Origin of the sequence: Nonomuraea sp. NPDC059023 (assembly GCF_042740095.1) — a bacterium.
GTDB lineage: Bacteria > Actinomycetota > Actinomycetes > Streptosporangiales > Streptosporangiaceae > Nonomuraea.
Window position 1 is genome coordinate 240,883 of the sequence record NZ_JBHYIO010000004.1, and the last position, 17,292, is coordinate 258,174.

At 71.8% G+C, this 17,292-nt stretch carries 14 protein-coding genes; 11 read left to right on the forward strand and 3 right to left on the reverse strand.

The features are described 5' to 3' along the window. Positions 1-41: 41 nt before the first annotated feature. The 5 genes from ACFWYW_RS09295 to ACFWYW_RS09315 are packed head-to-tail and all read left to right on the forward strand — an operon-like array spanning position 42 to position 6,374. On the forward strand, positions 42-1,070 hold the full coding sequence (locus ACFWYW_RS09295; RefSeq protein ID WP_379633240.1) for a LacI family DNA-binding transcriptional regulator: 1,029 nt from the start codon (positions 42-44) through the stop codon (positions 1,068-1,070). After that, positions 1,057-2,712, forward strand: coding sequence for an ABC transporter substrate-binding protein (locus tag ACFWYW_RS09300; protein WP_379621638.1), 1,656 nt, complete (start codon positions 1,057-1,059; stop codon positions 2,710-2,712). Before ACFWYW_RS09295 ends, ACFWYW_RS09300 begins: the two co-directional genes overlap by 14 nt. Then, on the forward strand, positions 2,709-3,704 hold the full coding sequence (locus ACFWYW_RS09305) for an ABC transporter permease (protein ID WP_379621636.1): 996 nt from the start codon (positions 2,709-2,711) through the stop codon (positions 3,702-3,704). The genes ACFWYW_RS09300 and ACFWYW_RS09305 overlap by 4 nt, the downstream gene beginning before the upstream one ends. After that, positions 3,701-4,585: an ABC transporter permease gene (locus ACFWYW_RS09310; protein WP_379621634.1), complete on the forward strand. Its 885-nt coding sequence runs from the start codon at positions 3,701-3,703 to the stop codon at positions 4,583-4,585. Before ACFWYW_RS09305 ends, ACFWYW_RS09310 begins: the two co-directional genes overlap by 4 nt. Before the next feature lies 1 nt (position 4,586). After that, positions 4,587-6,374 carry an ABC transporter ATP-binding protein gene (locus tag ACFWYW_RS09315; protein WP_379621632.1) on the forward strand — a complete coding sequence of 596 codons (1,788 nt, stop codon included), beginning with the start codon at positions 4,587-4,589 and terminating at the stop codon, positions 6,372-6,374. 6 nt (positions 6,375-6,380) lie between these two features. On the opposite strand, the gene dgoD is transcribed toward ACFWYW_RS09315, so the two are convergent. From dgoD to ACFWYW_RS09330, 3 genes are all read right to left on the reverse strand, one after another. Then, positions 6,381-7,529: a galactonate dehydratase gene (gene dgoD / locus ACFWYW_RS09320; protein WP_379621630.1), complete on the reverse strand. Its 1,149-nt coding sequence runs from the start codon at positions 7,527-7,529 to the stop codon at positions 6,381-6,383. After that, entirely contained in the window at positions 7,526-8,590 is a 1,065-nt protein-coding gene (locus ACFWYW_RS09325; protein WP_379621628.1) for a Gfo/Idh/MocA family protein, read from the reverse strand. Before ACFWYW_RS09325 ends, dgoD begins: the two co-directional genes overlap by 4 nt. Before the next feature lie 135 nt (positions 8,591-8,725). Then, on the reverse strand, positions 8,726-9,877 hold the full coding sequence (locus ACFWYW_RS09330) for a GntR family transcriptional regulator (protein WP_379621626.1): 1,152 nt from the start codon (positions 9,875-9,877) through the stop codon (positions 8,726-8,728). A gap of 59 nt (positions 9,878-9,936) precedes the next feature. Between ACFWYW_RS09330 and ACFWYW_RS09335 the strand changes: the two genes are divergently transcribed. From ACFWYW_RS09335 to ACFWYW_RS09360, 6 genes are all read left to right on the forward strand, one after another. Beyond that, positions 9,937-11,808 (forward strand): hypothetical protein, encoded by a 1,872-nt coding sequence (locus ACFWYW_RS09335; RefSeq protein WP_379621624.1) that lies wholly within the window; start codon positions 9,937-9,939, stop codon positions 11,806-11,808. A 135-nt stretch (positions 11,809-11,943) separates the two neighbouring features. After that, the gene (locus ACFWYW_RS09340) at positions 11,944-13,218 is read left to right on the forward strand and encodes an enolase C-terminal domain-like protein (RefSeq protein WP_379621622.1); all 1,275 of its coding nucleotides are present in this window, start codon (positions 11,944-11,946) and stop codon (positions 13,216-13,218) included. A gap of 113 nt (positions 13,219-13,331) precedes the next feature. Next, a complete protein-coding gene (locus ACFWYW_RS09345) occupies positions 13,332-14,684 on the forward strand; it encodes an extracellular solute-binding protein (protein ID WP_379621620.1) in 1,353 nt (450 codons plus the stop codon). Beyond that, positions 14,681-15,610, forward strand: coding sequence for a carbohydrate ABC transporter permease (locus tag ACFWYW_RS09350; RefSeq protein ID WP_379621618.1), 930 nt, complete (start codon positions 14,681-14,683; stop codon positions 15,608-15,610). Before ACFWYW_RS09345 ends, ACFWYW_RS09350 begins: the two co-directional genes overlap by 4 nt. After that, positions 15,607-16,452: a carbohydrate ABC transporter permease gene (locus ACFWYW_RS09355; RefSeq protein WP_379621616.1), complete on the forward strand. Its 846-nt coding sequence runs from the start codon at positions 15,607-15,609 to the stop codon at positions 16,450-16,452. Before ACFWYW_RS09350 ends, ACFWYW_RS09355 begins: the two co-directional genes overlap by 4 nt. Before the next feature lie 5 nt (positions 16,453-16,457). Then, positions 16,458-17,291 (forward strand): NAD-dependent epimerase/dehydratase family protein, encoded by an 834-nt coding sequence (locus tag ACFWYW_RS09360; protein WP_379621658.1) that lies wholly within the window; start codon positions 16,458-16,460, stop codon positions 17,289-17,291. Position 17,292: the final 1 nt, after the last annotated feature.

The following is a 17,292-nucleotide window of genomic DNA, read 5'->3' on the forward strand; positions in this document are numbered from 1 at the left end:
CTGAAAGCGGTTACAGCAACACGTTACGGCGGAGGCGGGCCATGGGCAACAGACGCCCGACAGTGCGAGAGATCGCCAAGATCGCCCAGGTCTCCGTCGCCACCGTCTCCCGCGTCTCGCGGGGAACGGGCCAGGTCAGTCCCGAGATGCGCGAGCGCGTGCTCCGCGTCATCGAGGAATACGGTTACCGTCCCAGCCAGATGGGCCGCGCCCTGGCCGAGCAGAAACACGGCTCGGTGGCGATGGTCTTCCCGGGGCTGGCGGGGCCGTACTTCTCCGAGCTCATCCAGGGCTTCGAGTCGGAGGCGATGGCGGCGGGAGCCTCGGTGCACATCCTGGCCACCCACCACCGCGCCGGCGCCGACGAGCAGGTGCTCACCATGGCCGAGCGGGTGGACGGCATGGCCGTCCACGGCGGCACGATCAGCGACGACGCGCTCCGGCGGGCCGCCGAGCGGGTCCCGGTCGTGACGCTGGCCGGCCGCTCCATGGACGGCGTGCCCGCCGTGCGCGCCGACAACACCACGATCGGCGAGCTGACCAGGCACCTGCTGCTCGACCACGGGTACCGGCGGCTGGCGTTCGTCGGCAACCCCGGCGGCTCGCCCGACGTGACCGAGCGCTGGGAGGCGTTCAAAGCCGCCCACCGCGCGGCCAAGGTGAGCGCCCCGCGCGAGCCGCTGCGGCTCGGGCTGCAGCAGTCCGACGGCGTCATCGCCGCGGGAGAGCTGCTCGAAGGCCGCCGCCGCCCGCGCGCGGTGGTCTGCGCCAACGACGAGACCGCGCTCGGCCTGCTCATCGGCGCGCTCGGCCGCGGCCTGTCGGTGCCCGCCGACGTGGCGATCACCGGCTTCGACGACGTGCCCATGGCCTCGCTCGTGCAGCCGCGCCTGACCACGGTCCGCCAGCCCATCAGGGAACTGGGCGCGACCACCGCGCGGCTGCTCATCTCCGGACTCGGCGGCCCGGGAGCCGTCATGGACGCGGTCCTCGCCACCGAACCGGTGCTGCGCGAGAGCTGCGGCTGCACCACCAGCAGAAGGAGTGAAAGCAAAGGTGAGAGGACGTAAGCAGATCCTCATCGCGTTAGTGGCGGCACTGGCCGTGGCCGGATGCACCGGCACGGAAGGCATGGCCGCCCCGCAGGACACCGCCCAGGGCATGATCGGCCACCTCGACTACGGCGACTTCGGCGGCGGCACCGAGCCGCAGGCCAACTACAACCCCTACCTGCTCGCCACCCAGCTGGGCGCCACCGGATACCTCTTCGAGAAGCTCGTCGAGTACGACCACTTCTCCTGCACCCCCAAGCCCTGGCTGGCCGCCGCGTACTCCTGGACCGACCCCAAGACCCTCGTCCTGCGGGTACGGCAGGGCGTGAAGTGGACCGACGGCGCCCCCCTGACCGCCAAGGACGTGGCCTACAGCTACGCCCTGATCAAGAAACATCCGGCCTTCGACAACGAGGGCGTGTGGCGCTACCTGTCCTCGGTCGAGGCCACCGACGCCGCGACCGTCACCATGCGCTTCAAGGACGCCGGCGCCTCCGCCTTCACCCTCGCCGTCAACGTCCTCATCGTGCCCGAGCACATCTGGTCGAAGGTCCCCGACCCGACGACGTTCGTCAACGCCGACAACCCCGTCGGCACCGGCCCGTTCACCGTGAAGGCCTTCAACCGCCAGCAGCTGACCATCCAGCGCAACCCGAACTACTGGCAGGCCGACAAGATCAAGGTCCAGGAGATCCGCTTCCACAAGGCCGACGGCGGCGGCCCGATCGACCAGCTCAAGATGAGCCGCGGCGAGTACGACCACAACGCGATGTTCATCCCCGACGTGGACAAGGCCTACGTGGCCCGCGACCCCAAGGTCAACCACTACTGGTACCCGCCGGGCGGCACGATCAGCGTCTACCTCAACCTCACCAGGAAGCCCTTCGACGACCTGGCCTTCCGCAAGGCGCTCACCGGCGCCTTCGACCACAAGCAGATCATCGACAAGTCGCAGAACGGCTACGTCACCCAGGCCAGCCAGAGCGGCCTCATCGTCCCCGGCCACGACAAGTGGCTGCCGCCCGGCCTGACGGGCAAGGGCGTGATCCCCTATGACGCGGCCAAGGCCGACGCCGCCCTCACCGCCGCCGGCTACACCAAGGACGCCGACGGGACCCGGCTCGGCAAGGACGGCAAGCCGCTGACGTTCACGTTCAAGGTGCCGGGCGAGTGGACCGACTGGCTGGCCGCCGGCCAGATCATCGTCAAGAACCTCAAGGCGCTCGGCTTCGACGTGGACCTGGAGACCCCGGACTTCCCGACCTACGAGAGCGACCGGGCGATCGGCAGCTACGACGCGCTGCTCGGCGTGCACGGCGGCTCGTGCAACATGTTCAGGAACTTCGCCGAGCCGCTGGCCGGCGACCAGAGCGCGCCCATCGGCAAGAAGGCGGCCTCCAACTTCGTGCGCTGGAAGGACGCCGAGACCGACCGGCTGCTGGACGAACTGCGCGTCGCCACCGACGAGGCCACCCAGAAGAAGGCCGTCGCCGGCCTGGCCACGATCATGATGGAGCAGGTGCCGGTCATCCCGCTGTGGTACGGGGCCAAGTGGTTCCAGTACCAGACCGACAAGGCCGTCGGCTGGCCCGACGCGAAGAACCCCTACGCCAACCCGGGCGACAACCTGCTCATCATCACGAACCTGAAGCCGGCATGAGGTACTTCCTTCGGCGGGCCGGGTTCTTCGCGGCCACCCTCTGGGCCGCCGTCACGCTCAACTTCCTCATCCCCCGGCTGCAGCCGGGCGACCCGGCCGAGGCCATCGTCGCCCGGCTCAGCGGGCGCAGCCAGGCGATCGACCCCGCCCAGGTCGCCGCGGTGCGCACGATGCTGGGCGCCCCCGACGGCACCCTGCTCACGCAGTACGTCAACTACCTGGGCGCGGTGCTGCGGGGCGAGTTCGGGGTCTCCTACACCTACTTCCCCTACCCGGTCACGCACATGATCGGGCAGGCGCTGTGGTGGACGGTGATCCTGGTCGGGGTCACGCACGTGCTCTCGTTCGCCGCGGGCACGCTGCTCGGCGCGTGGGCGGCCCACCGGCGCAACACCCGTACCGACTCGGTGATCACGCTGGGCTCGACGTTCGTCGGCACGCTGCCGTTCTTCTGGCTGGCGCTCATGCTCATCTACGTCTTCGCGATCACGCTCAACTGGTTCCCCGCCCGCGGCGGCTACGGGCCGGGCTCCAACCCCGGCTGGAGCTGGATCTTCTTCTCCGACGCCTTCCAGCACAGCGTGCTGCCCGCGCTGGCGCTGCTCATCGTCGGCCCGATCGGCTGGATCATCGGCATGCGCAACAACATGGTCCAGACGCTCGGCGAGGACTACGCCCGCCTGGCCAGAGCCAAGGGCCTGCCCCAGCGCAGGATCGCGCTCACCTACGGCGCCCGCATCGCCATCCTGCCCAACGTGACCGGCTTCGCCATGGCGCTGGGCGGCATCCTCGGCGGCACCGTGCTGGTCGAGTCGATCTTCAACTATCCGGGCCTCGGCCGGATGATGCTCGACTCGGTCACCAACCGCGACTACCCGCTCATGCAGGCCCTGTTCCTGTTCATCACGATCGGCGTCCTGCTCGCCAACTTCCTGGCCGACATGCTCTACGGCGTGCTGGACCCGCGCGTGCGCAGGGAGGTGGCCGCATGACCGCGGAACTGGCCGCCACCGAGGCCCGGCGGGCCACCCGGCTGCCCGGCTGGCTCGTCATCCTGTGGCGCAACCGCAAGTGCCGGATCGGGCTGGTCATGCTGGCCGGGTTCGTCGTCGTCGGGCTGCTCGCGCCGTGGCTGGCGCCGTACGGGCCGCGTGACGACTCCTTCGACGGCTCGCTGCCGCCCGGCGCCGGGCACTGGCTCGGCACGACCGCGCGCGGCGAGGACGTGCTCTCCCAGCTCATCTACGGCGCCCGGATCTCCCTGGTGGTCGGGCTGGCCGCCGGGGTGTTGTCCACGGTGATCGCGCTGGCCGTCGGGCTGACCTCCGGCTACCTCGGCGGGCTGGTCGACGAGATCCTCTCCTTCTTCACCAACCTGGCGCTGGTCGTGCCGGTCCTGCCGCTGATGATCACCCTCGCGGCGTACTCGCCGGTCAAGGGACTGTGGCTGATCGTCGCGGTCATCAGCGTCACGGGCTGGGCGTACGGCGCGCGGATCAAACGGGCGCAGATCATCTCCCTGCGCACCCGCGACTACGTGACGGCCGCCAAGTTCGCCGGGGACTCCACCGCCCGGATCATCATGAAGGAGATCATGCCGAACATGACCTCGCTCGTCGTGGTCGGCTTCATGGGCGCCTGCCTCGGCGCGATCGGCGGCGAGGCCGGGCTCTCCTTCCTCGGGCTCGGCGACCCGGCCAGCGTGAGCTGGGGCGCGATGCTCAACCAGGCCAACAACGGCGGCGCGATGCTCACCGGCCAGTGGGCCTGGCTGGTGGCGCCCGGCCTGGCCTTCGCCGGGCTGATGATCGCGCTCACGCTGGTCAACTTCGGCGTGGACGCGCTGAGCAACCCGCACCTGAGGGAGGACTGACATGGCCCTGCTGGAGGTGCGCGAGCTGTCGGTGACCTACCGGCCGCGCGACGCCGCGCCGGTACGCGCGGTGGACCGGGTCGGCTTCGACGTGGACGAGGGCGAGTTCGTCGGGCTGCTGGGGGAGTCCGGGTGCGGCAAGTCGACGCTCGGCAACGCCGTACTGCGGCTGCTGGACAAGCCCGCCGCGATCAGCGGCGGGAGCGTCGTCTTCGACGGCGTGGACGTCACGCACGCGAGCGAGGAGAACCTGCGGCCGCTGCGGTGGGCCAGGATCTCCACCGTCTTCCAGAGCAGCATGAACGCCCTCAACCCCGTCATCACGGTCGGCGCGCAGTTCGAGGACGCCTTCCGCGCGCACGACGCCGACGGCGACGCGGCGGCGCTGATGGAGATGGTCGCGCTCGGCCCGGACGTGCTGCGCCGCTACCCGCACGAGCTGTCCGGCGGCATGCGCCAGCGGGCCGCGCTCGCGCTGGCGCTGGCACTGCGGCCGAAGTTCGTGCTGCTGGACGAGCCCACCACCGGGCTCGACGTGGTCGTGCAGCGCACCATCCTCGACCGGCTGCGCGAACTGCGGGCCGAGCTGGGCTTCGCCGTGCTGTTCATCAGCCACGACCTCGGGACGGTCATGGAGATGGCCGACCGGGTGATGGTGATGTACGCGGGGGAGATCGTCGAGGACCAGCCCGCCGCCGCGATGCTCACCCGCCCGATGCACCCCTACACGCGCGGTCTGCTCGGCTCCTACGCCGACCCGCGGGCCGCCGAGGTGAGCGTGGACTACGTGCCCGGCCGCCCGCCGGACCTGTCCCGGGAGCAGAGCGGCTGCCGCTTCCGCGAGCGCTGCCCGGTCGCGGTCGAAGCCTGCGCCACCACCCACCCCCCGCTGGCCCCGGCCGGTCCCGGCGCGGTCCGCTGTGTGCTCGGCGGCGACCTGCCCGAGGCGGGCCGGGCCCGCGCGTTCACCCCGGACCGCGCCGAGCCCGCGCCGCGCGAGCCGGTCGTGTCGGTGCGGGAGGTGGTCAAGGACTACCGGGTACGCCGCGGGTGGCGAAACACCGTGACGCGGGCCGTGGACCGGGTCTCCTTCGACCTGCGGCCGGGCCGGGTGAGCGCGCTGGTCGGGCAGAGCGGATCGGGCAAGACCACGCTGGCCAGGCTCGTGACCGGCATCGAACGGCCCACCTCGGGCACCGTCGCCTTCGGCGACCTCGACGTGGGCGGGCTGCGCGGCCGGCGGCTCACCCGCTATCGGCGGCACGTGCAGATCGTCTTCCAGGACCCGTTCGCCGCGCTCAACCCCACCCGCACGGTCGGGTACGCGCTCGCCCGCCCGCTGCGCAACCACCTCGGGCTCGGTGAGCGGGCGGCGGCGGAGAAGGCGGCCGGACTGCTGGAGGCGGTCGGGCTGCATCCGGCGGAGCAGTACCTGGACAAGCTGCCCCACCAGTTGTCCGGCGGGCAGCGCCAGCGGGTCGTCATCGCCCGCGCGCTGGCGCCCGAGCCGAGCGTGCTCGTGGCCGACGAGCCGATCTCCATGCTGGACGTCTCGATCCGCGCCGAGATCCTCCAGCTCCTCGACCGGCTGGCCCGTGACCGGGGCATCGCGATGCTCTACATCACGCACGACCTGCTCAGCGCGCGGTTGCTGGCCGACGAGGTGATCGTGCTGCGCGACGGGAAGGTGGTCGAGAGCGGCCCGGCGCCGCGGGTGATCAGGCACGCCGAGCACGAGTACACCAAGCTGCTGCTCGACTCGATCCCGACGCTCACCGGCTCCCCGTAGGAGGGCTCACCATTCGGCGAACGAGCCGTCCTCGTGGCGGAAGACCGGGTTGCGCCAGGCGTGCCCGCGCTCGGCGGCCCGCCGTACCGTCCGCTCGTCCACCTCCAAGCCCAGCCCCGGCGCGGACGGAAGCCCGACGTGGCCGGCGGAGAAGGCGAACACCGACGGGTCGGCCAGGTAGTCGAGCAGGTCGGCGCCGGTGTTGTAGCCGATGCCCAGCGACTGCTCCTGGATGAGGAAGTTGGGCGTCGCGAAGTCCACCTGGAGGCAGGCCGCCAGCGCGATCGGGCCGAGCGGGCAGTGCGGCGCGAGCGTGACGTCGTGGGTCTCGGCCATCGCCGCGATCCTGCGCACCTCGGAGATGCCGCCCGCGTGCGACAGGTCCGGCTGGGCGACCGCGATGCCGGTGGTCAGGACGTCGCGGAAGTCCCAGCGGGAGTAGAGGCGCTCGCCGGTGGCGATCGGCACCGACGTGCTCTCCACCACCCGGCGCAGGTCGCGGGAGAACTCCGGCAGCACCGGCTCCTCGGCGAACATCGGCAGGTACTCCTCCAGCAGCGGCAGCACCCGGCGGGCCGCGGCGGCGCTGAAGCGGCCGTGCAGGTCCACGCCGACGTCCACGCCGTCGCCGACCGCCTCGCGGACCGCGGCGAAGCGGGCGACGATCGCCCGCACCTGCGCCGCCGACGGTACGGCGGGCAGCGGCCCTTCCCACGCGGCGAACTTGACCGCCGTGAACCCGGCCGCCGCCTTCGCCCGCGCGTCATCGGCCAGCCTTTCGGGGGTGTCGCCGTGCGCCCAGGTGTAGACCCGGACCCGGTCCCTGACGGGGCCGCCGAGCAGTTCGTACACCGGCACGCCCAGGGCCTTGCCCTTGATGTCCCAGAGCGCCTGGTCGATGCCCGAGACCGCGCTCGACAGCACCGGGCCGCCCCGGTAGAAGCCGCCCTTGGTCATCACCTGCCAGTGGTCCTCGACCCGGCGTGGGTCGGCGCCGGACAGAACGTCCATGAGCGTGCGCACGCAGGCGGCGACCGTCTCGGCGCGGCCCTCCACGATCGGCTCGCCCCAGCCGCTCACGCCCTCGTCGGTGTCGACGCGCAGGAACAGCCAGCGCGGCTCCACGAAGAAGAGTTCGAACCCGCTGATCTTCACAGGGTGATCTCCAAGCTGGAATAGAAGGGATCGCCCGCGACGATCTGGCCTCTGCGCACGGTCTCGCCGGTCTGCGCGGCGCGGTACATGGCGGAGATCAGCTCCAGGGAGTTGCGGCCGTCGTCTCCGCTGGCCCGCGGTCTGCGGCCGGCGCGCAGGTCGGCGATCAGGCCGCGCAGCTGCCCCAGGTGGGAGCTGGACTCGTCCCTCGGGGGCGGCCAGGGGATCTGGCCGGTGCCGGGGGCCGGGGTGCAGGTCCAGTCGTCGTTGGCGTAGCCGTACAGGTGGGACAGCTCGAAGGTGGCGGCGGCCAGGTCGATGCGCAGGTGGCTGACCTGGCGCGGCGCCAGGGCGGTGTTGACGACGGTGGCCAGCGCGCCCGACTCGAAGCGCACCAGCGCGGTGGTCACGTCGTCGGTCTCGATGTCACGGGCCAGGCGGCCGGCCATGGCGCGCACCTCGCGCCAGTCGCCGAGCAGTTCCAGCAGCAGGTCGATCTGGTGGATGCCGAGCCCCATCGCCGGGCCGCCGCCCTCGGTCGCCCACCTGCCGCGCCACGGCACGGCGTAATAGGCGGGGTCGCGGTACCAGGTGGTCTGGCAGTGCGCCACATACGGCGCGCCGAGCGCGCCGGACTCGATCAGACGCCTGAGGTGCTGCGCGCCGGAGCCGAAGCGCTGCTGGAAGACGATCGAGGCGTACGGCCCGCCGTCCCGCTCGGCGGCGGCGATGGCGTCGTATTCCTCCAGCGACAGGCACGGCGGCTTCTCGCACCACACCCACGCCCCGGCGCGCAGCGCGGCGACGGCCTGCTCGCGGTGGAGGGAGGGCGGGCTGGCGATGTCCACGAGATCGGGCTTGACCTCGGCGAGCGTGGCGTCCAGGTCGCCGCTCGCGTGCGGGATCTCCCACCGGCTCGCGAAGGACCTGGCCAGGTCCTCGGTGGCGTCGACGACGGCGACGACCTCGATGTCCTCCGGCAGTTTACGAAATGTCGGCATATGGACGGCGTTCGCGATCTGGCCGCCGCCGACGACGGCGACGCGGATGGGGGGCGGCACCGAGGAGACCTCCTGATTGGAAAGCGCTTACCACGAGCGTAGGGTGAGGCTCCCGCCCCGGCAAGGGGCAGGAGCGGACCGGGTGTCAAGCGGGCCGGCTCTCAAGCGGACCGGCTCTCAAGCGGGCCGGGTGTGTCAGGCGGACTGAGTGGAGACGACGCGGAGGTAGGCGGAGGCGGCGTCGCGGGTGCGGATCTCGATGGGCAGCACGATGTGCTCGATCTCGCGGCCCGAGTCCGGCTGGTCGATCCGCTCGGCCAGCAGCCGCATCGCCCGCTCGCCCATGTCCCGCGAGGGCAGCTGCGCCGCCGCGACCGTCAGCGGCAGCAGGTCGAACGGCCCCGCGTCGTCCATCCCGGCCAGCTCCACCTTCTCCGGCACCTGCACGCCCATCCGGGTCAGGTCGGTGGCGGCGTGGGCCAGCACGTAGCCGTTCGCGCACAGCAGCACCGTCGGCGGCTCGGCCCGCTCCAGCAGCCCGGCCAGCATGGCCCGCCGCCGCTCGTCCGGCAGCCGCAGGTAGGTGGTCAGCGCGGTGAGCTCGGGGGAGATCGGGATGCCGTGCTCGCGCAGCGCGCGTACGTGGCCGGACAGCCGCTCCTGGACGCTGGTGCAGTCGGTGGCGTCCCACAGCGCCATGATCCGGCGGTGGCCCTGGCCGATGAGATAACGCGTCAGCTGGTATCCGGCGGCGAAGTTGTCGAACAGCACCGCGTCCGTGGGCACCTCGGGCAGGTAGCGGTCCACCATCACCAGCGGCACCTTGCGCCGGCGCAGCTCGTCGAGCGCCGGGGACTCCGCGTGCCCGTCCACCGGGTAGAGCGCGACCCCGCTGGCCTGGGTGTCGAGCGCCTGCCGTAGCGCGCGTTCCTGCGCGGCCGCCGAGCCCTTGGTGTCGGACAGGAACATCCGGTAGCCCAGCTCGGCGCAGACCGACCCGATGCCGTCGATGATGTCGGTGTTGTGCGGCCCGTGCCCGTGCATGATGTAGGCGATCGAGCGCTCCCTGGCCTGGGGAGGCTCGGCGGGCCGCTCCGCCACGAACGTGCCGCGGCCCCGGTGGCGCACCAGATAGCCCTCGGTGACCAGCTCGTTGAGCGCGCGCACGGCGGTCGTGGTCGAGACCCCGAAGCGCTCGCACACCTCCCGCTGGCTGATGAACGGCTCGTCGGCGATGTACTCCCCGCGGGAGATCGCGGCGACCAGATCCCGCTTCACCTGCTGGTACAGCGGCTCCTGGGTGTCGCCAGCGTCGCTCATCCCGCCCCCTTCGTCGGCCTTTGTCATCGTTGACACGTTAACACGCTAAGGCTACTGTCGGCCCCCATTCGGCGAAAGGAGCCCACGTGGACCTGGACCAGTTCCTCAACCTCCAGGACGAACGCTACGATCCCGCCGCGCGCATGCCCTGGCGGCTGTCGCGCAGCAACGGATACCACACCAGGATCCCCGCGGGAACCCGAGTTCACGAGACCCGTGAGTCCACCGACTACGCCCTCGCGCTGCTGCGGGCCGGGCGCGTGGACCGCGCGCGCGAGGTGCTCGCCGCGGTCACCGCCCTCCAGGTGACCGACCCCCTGGACGAGCACTACGGCATCTGGGGCTATTTCCTGGAGGAGCCGCCGCACGCCATGGGCCCGGCCGACTGGAACTGGGCGGACTTCATCGGGGTACGGCTGGCCCAGGTGCTGGCCGTACACGGGGACGTGCTGGACGGCGGGGTGGCGGCGGCGCTGCGCCACGCGGCCATGTCGATCTTCCGCAGGAACGTCGGCCCGCGCTACACCAACATCGCCCTGCTCGGCTCGGTGACCGCGGCCGCCGCCGGCGAACTGCTCCCCGAACCCTTCCTGCTGGAGTACGGCAGGGCCAAGCTGACCGCCCTGCTCGCGCTGGACGCCTTCGCCGAGTACAACTCGCCCGCCTACAGCCCGTTCCTGCTGGAGATCGCCGAACGGGCCCGGCTGGTCGTGACGGACCGGGAGTTCCTCGACGGTGTGGAACGGCTGCGGGAGCGGGTGTGGGGCGCGGTGGCCGAGCGGTTCCATCCCGGGACCGGGCAGCTCGCGGGGCCGCACGCGCGGGCCTACGACGACTGGCTGCGGCCCGAGTTGACGCGTTATCTGGCGGAGCAGACCGGGGTCCCGATCGGGCAGCGGGCCGGGGTGCCGGAGGGTGACCCGACGCCCCGGCTGATGCCGGGGCTGGCGTGCCCGCCGTACCTGGTGGAGCGGTTTCGCGCGTTGCCCGCGGACCCCGTGCGGGTGCGGACGGTCTTCGACGGCGAGACCGCCGGGACCACCTGGCTGACCGAGGACGCCTGCCTGGGCAGCGTGAACGAGGAGTTCGCGTGGGTGCAGCGGCGGCCCCTGCTCGGGTACTGGCGTACGCCCGACGACCCGGCCGTGGTCCTGCGCGCCCGCATGATCCACAACGGGCACGACCTGTCGGCGGCGTGGTGCCGCCAGGCGCAGGACGGGCCGCGCGTGCTGGCCGGATGGTGGCTCAGCTACGACTCCGGCGACTTCCACCCCAACCTCGACCTGCCGCCCGGATCCGTCTTCCCGGTGGGGGACCTGCGGCTGCGGGTCACGTTGCGCGGGAACGGGGTGTCGGGGCGCGACCTGGGGGAGGGGCGTTTCGAGCTGGCCGCCGGCGGGCGGCGGGCCGTGGTGCACACCGCCGCCGCGTCCTTCCTGGGTGTCACGGCGGGGTGGCGGCTGGCTCGGGAGGGGGACGAGGTGGCGGCCGAGGTCGTGCTGTACAGCGGGGACGTGCGGCCCGTGGACTTCCACGACGCGATCCTGCGCGCGGGCTTCGCCGTGGAACTGCTCACCGGCGACGACCGACCGACCACCTCCCCCCTGACCTACCACCTCCCACCAGCCCCCGCCCCCGGCCCCTCCACCGCCCCGGCCGCCCCCGCCGCTCCCGGCCCCGGTTCCTCCACCGCCCCGGCCGCCCCCGCTGCTCCCGGCCCCGGTTCCTCCACCGCCCCGGCCGACTCTGCCGCTTCGGGCCCCGGTTCCTCCACCGCCCCGGCCGGCTCCGCCGCTCCCTGGCCCACCTCACCGAGCGGTCGTCGGGAGGACGACGCCGCCGAGCTCCGCGACACGGAGAGCCGAGGGGCAGAGGGCGGCGGTGGTGCGGAGGTGGTCTGGAGCTGGGGCGATCTCAGCGTCTCCACGCCCGCGCACCCGACGCCCTTCCCCCGCTGACCCGCCAACCCGCTGGCCCGCCAACCCGCCAACCCGCTGGCCCGCCAACCCGCTGACCCGCCAACCCGCTGGCCCGCCAACCCGCCCACTCAAGAAACCGTCCTGCCCCAAGACGAGCCGCTGAAAGGCGATGCCGTGACCCCCTCTCCCGGCCAGGTCATGCCCGAGACACAACCCCCCTGGCAGCCCCGCGACGGCCTGCGCGTCACCGGGGTGCGCGCGATCGTCACCGCCCCCGAGGGCATCCCGCTGGTGGTGGTCCGCGTGGACACCTCCGACGCCGGCCTGTACGGCCTGGGCTGCGCCACCTTCACCCAGCGCTTCCACGCCGTCGCCGCCACCGTCGACGAGCACGTGGGGCCCCTGCTGATCGGCCGCCATCCGGCCGACATCGAGGACATCGTCCGGATGATCCACCTGTCGAGCTACTGGCGCGGCGGCCCGGTCCTGAACAACGCGCTGTCCGGGGTGGACATGGCGCTGTGGGACATCGCCGGCAAACGCGCGGGCATGCCCGTACACGAGCTGCTCGGCGGGCGGGTCAGGGCGGCGGCGCCGCTCTACCTGCACGCCGAGGGCGCCACCGTCGAGGCCACACTGGAGCACGCGCAGCGGCTCATGGCGGACGGCTACCGCCACGTACGCCTGCAGACCGGCCAGCCGGGCCACGGCACCTACGGCGCGCCCGGCGCCCCCGGCGGCTACCCGGCGGCCCCGCATCCCGACGGCTGGGACGTGCGCCACTACCTGCGCACCACGCCCGCGCTGTTCGAGCGGGCCAGGCAGGTGCTGGGGGAGGAGGTCGAGCTGCTGCACGACGTGCACAGCCGCCTGACCCCGAAGGACGCGGTCATCCTGGCCCGCAGCCTGGCCGACCACCGGCTGTTCTTCCTGGAGGACGTGGTCGCGCCCGAGCACTACGACCGCCTGCCCGAGGTCAGGGCCGCCTCGCCGGTGCCGATCGCCGTCGGCGAGCTGCTGGTGTCGGTGCCCGAGGCGGCCAGGCTCGTCCTGAACGGCGGCGTGGACCTGCTGCGCTGCCACGTCTCCGCGATCGGCGGCCTGACCCCCGCGCGCAAGCTCACGGCCCTGTGCGAGCTGACCGGGGTGCGCACCGCCTGGCACTCGCCGGGCGACGTCTCGCCGGTCGGCGTCGCGGCCAACCTCGCGCTCGACGTCAGTACGCCCGCCTTCGGCATCCAGGAGGCGCACGTCTACCCGGAGGCGGTGTGCGAGGTGTTCCCCGGCACGCTCAATCCCGTCGGCGGCCACCTCCAACCCTCCTCAGCGCCCGGCTGGGGCGTGGAACTCGACGAACGGCTGGCCGCGCGGTTCCCGCCGGTCACGCACCTGCACGAGCGGTGGGCGGCGCGGGTGCGCCGCCCCGACGGCGGCCTGGAGCCACCCTAGTTGACGCGTTAAATCACGATATTTCGGCCAAGTTACCATCTCGTTCTTTACACGTTAACGCGTCAAATATAACGTTCGACTCACCTCGCCCCCCGGCACGAACTGGAGTCCCGATGAACACACACATCGCACGAGGAGCTGCGGGACTGCTCCTGCTCGCCACCGCCGCCTGCGGCGGAGGCCAGGACGGCGCCGACAGCGGCAAGATCGAGATCACCGTCTCCGGCATGCCGCCGAGTACGCAGGCAGAGAGCCAGAAGAACTTCCTGGCCGACGTGGCCGCGTTCGAGAAGGCCAACCCGACGATCAAGCTCAAGCCGACCGAGACCCAGTACGACGTCAAGACCTTCGCCGCGCGCCTGGCGGCCGGCCAGCTCGAGACGGTCTTCCGCATCCCGCTCACCGACCCGCCCGCCATGATCAAGCGCGGCCAGGTCGCCGACCTCACCGCCGACCTGAAGGTCCTGGCCAACAAGGACTTCGATCCCCGCCTGCTGGCCCCGAGCAGCTCCGGCGGCAAGGTGTACGGCCTGCCCACCGAGGCGTACGCCGCCGGCCTGGTCTACAACCGCGACCTGTTCACCAAGGCCGGCCTGGACCCCGACAAGCCCCCGGCCACGTGGGACGAGGTCCGCGCCGCCGCCAAGCAGATCAGCGACAAGGCCGGAGTGCCGGGCTTCGGCATGCACGCCACCGCCAACACCGGCGGCTGGATGCTCACCACGATGACCTACTCCTACGGCGGCCGAATGGAGAAGGAGCAGGGTGGCAAGTACGCACCCGCCTTCGACGACGTCCCCACCAGAAGCGCGCTCGATCTGCTCAAGGCGATGCGCTGGCAGGACGGGTCGATGGGCACCCAGCACCTGCGCAACCAGGACGACCTGCTGCGCGACTTCGCCTCCGGCAAGGTCGCGATGATGATGGGCGCGCCCAACCTCTACTCCAGCTACGTCGCGAAGTTCGCCGGCAAGCCGGAGAGCTACGGCCAGACCACGCTCCCCTCGGGCTCCGGCAACGGCACCCTGCTCGGCGGCACGGTCGCCGTGGTCAGCCCGAAGGCCACCCCCGAGCAGCGGCAGGCGGCCGTGAAGTGGATCGACTACTTCTACCTGCGCCCCAAGTACGACCCCGCGCTCGCCACCCAGCGCGCCGAGAAGCGGAAGGCCGACGGCCTGGTCGCGGGCCTGCCCACGCTGCCGTTCTACTCCGACGCGGTCTCCGGGCCGGTGGTGGCCGCCGAGAAGGCCGCCTCCAACGTGAACTGGGACCACTTCGCCACCTACAACGAGGGCGTGAAGAAGCAGGAGTTCATCTCCGAGCCGCCGGTCGCCGGGCAGGAGCTCTACGCCGCCCTGGACACGGTGGTGCAGGCCGTACTCACGAGAAAGGACGCCGACCCGGCGGGTGAGCTGGCCAAGGCGGTCGGGAAGGTGACGCCGATCCTGGACAGGTCGCAGCGGTGACGGCGGTCCTGCAGCGGAAGGAGCGGGCGGCGGCGCCCGCGCCGGGCCGCGCCCGGCGGCGGCGCGGCCCGTATGGCCTGGCCTCGGTGTTGTTCCTGGCACCGCTGGTGTTGGTCTTCGCCGTCTTCTCCTGGTGGCCGATCATCCAGAGCGGGCTGCTGGCCTTCCAGCGCACCAACCTGGTGGCGGCGGCCGAGTGGGTGGCGTGGGAGAACTTCGCCAACCTGTTCGCCGATCCGCTGCTGGGCACCGCCGTGGTCAACACGGCCTGGTTCACGGTGCTCGCGCTGCTGTTCGGCTTCCCGGTGCCGGTCTTCCTGGCGGTGGTGATGTCGCAGCTGCGGCGGGGTTCCGCGGTGTTCCGGGTGCTGGTGTACCTGCCGGTGGCGGTGCCGCCGGTCGTGGCGATCATGATGTGGAAGTTCTTCTACAACGCCGACTACGGGCTGCTCAACAACCTGCTCGGGCTGGCCGGGCTGGGGCCGTACCCCTGGCTGCAGGACACCGCGTGGGCGATGCCCTCCCTGGTGCTCGAAGCCACCTGGGCGGGCGCCGGCGGGACCGTGCTGATCTACCTGGCGGCGCTGACCGCCGTGCCCAAGGAGCTCTACGAGGCGGCCGAGAGCGACGGCGCCTCGATCTGGCGGCGCGTGTGGCACATCACGCTGCCGCAACTGCGCGGCGTGCTGCTGCTCATGCTGCTGTTGCAGGTCATCGGCACCTTCCAGGTCTTCACCGAGCCGTTCGTCATGACCGACGGCGGGCCGGAGGACTCCACGGTGACGGTCCTGCTGCTCATCTACCGCTACGCCTTCGTCTACGGCGACTACGGCATGGCGGCGGCGCTGTCGGTGCTGCTGGCCGTGGTGCTCGGCGCCCTGTCGGCGGTGTACCTGCGCGCGACCAGAACGTGGAGCAGCTCATGATCTCCAACTTCGACCGGCAGCGCCGGATCGTGCGGGTCGTCCTCGGCTCGACCCAGTTCGCCGTCTTCCTCGGCGTGCTCGTGCTCGGCCTCGGCCCGATCCTCTGGACGATCAAGGGCGCCATCTCGCCCACCCAGGAACTCCTCACCGACCCGCTGCGCCTGTTCCCCGCCAGCCCCGACTGGTCGCTGCTCGGCGAGGCGTGGAGCAGGCTGCGCATCGGTCACTTCATGCTCAACACGGTCATCCTGGCCGGCGGCTCGTGGCTGGCGCAGATCATCGTCTCCGTCATGGGCGCCTACGCCCTGTCGGTGCTGCGCCCCCGCTACGGCCCCTACGTCTACGGCGCGATCCTGGCCACGCTGTTCCTGCCGGGCAGCGTCTCGCTGGTCGCGCTCTACCTGACCGTCCTGGACCTGGGCATCGCCAACACCACCTGGGCGGTATGGCTGCCGCACGCCTCGCACGCGTTCACTGTCCTGCTCATGAAACGTTTCTTCGACGGCATCCCGCGCGAGCTGTTCGGCGCGGCGCAGGTCGACGGCGCGGGACCGTGGCGGATGTTCTGGTACATCGTGCTGCCCATGTCCAAGCCGGTCCTCGCGGTGACCTCGCTGCTCACGCTGATGAGCGCGTGGAAGGACTTCCTCTGGCCCATGGTCGCGATCTCCGACGGCGAGGCGCAGCCGATCTCGGTGGCGCTGCCCAGGCTGGCGGAGTTCGCCGAGGAGAACATGGTCATCGCCGGCATGTTCATGGCACTGCTGCCGCCGGTGCTGGTGTTCATCGCCTTTCAGAAGTACATCGTGCGCGGTGTCGGATTCACGGGGGTGAAGGGTTGACCCGAGTGCTGGTCACCGGGGCGGCGGGACTCATCGGGCGCGCGGTCCTCGACCGCTGCGCCGAGGAGGGCGCGGACGTCACCGCCCTGGTGCTCGAAGACCCGGGTGACCTGAAGGCCGACCGCGTCGTGGCCGGCGACGCGGGCGACCCTTCAGCGGTACGGCAGGCCGTCCGCGACGCCGACGCGGTGGTCCACCTGGCCGCCATCCCCTCGCCCAACCATCACCCGGCGCCGGAGGTGTTCGGCAACAACACCCGCGCCACCTTCACCGTGCTCGACGAGGCGGGCAGGGCGGGCGTGCGCCGGGCGGTGATCGCCAGCAGCCTGTGCGCGCTCGGCCTGCCGTTCTCCCCCACCCCGGTCAGCCCCGTCTACGTGCCCGTGGACGAGGCGCACCCGCTGCTGATCGCCGACCCCTACGGACTGTCGAAGGAGGCCGACGAGGCCACGGCCAGGATGGCGGCGCGCCTGCACGGCATGTCCGTGGTGGCCCTGCGCTTCCCGTTCGTCGGCGGCGCGGACGAGCGCCTGCCGGAGCGGGCCGCGGAACTGGCCGCCGACCCGTCCGACGGCGCCAGGGAGTTGTGGGCCTACCTCGACCTGCGCGACGCGGCCACCGCCTGCTGGCTGTCGATCACCAGGCCGCTGAGCGGGGCGCACGTGCTGTTCGTGGCCGCCCCCGACACGCTGGCGTCCCAGCCCACCGAGGAACTGCTCGCCCGCCACCACCCCGGCTCCCCGCCGCGCGCGGGGCTGCCGGGCCGGGCCGTACCGATCGATCTGAGTGAGGCCCGGCGCGTCCTCGGCTTCGAGGCCGCGCACCCGTTCCGGCTCTGAC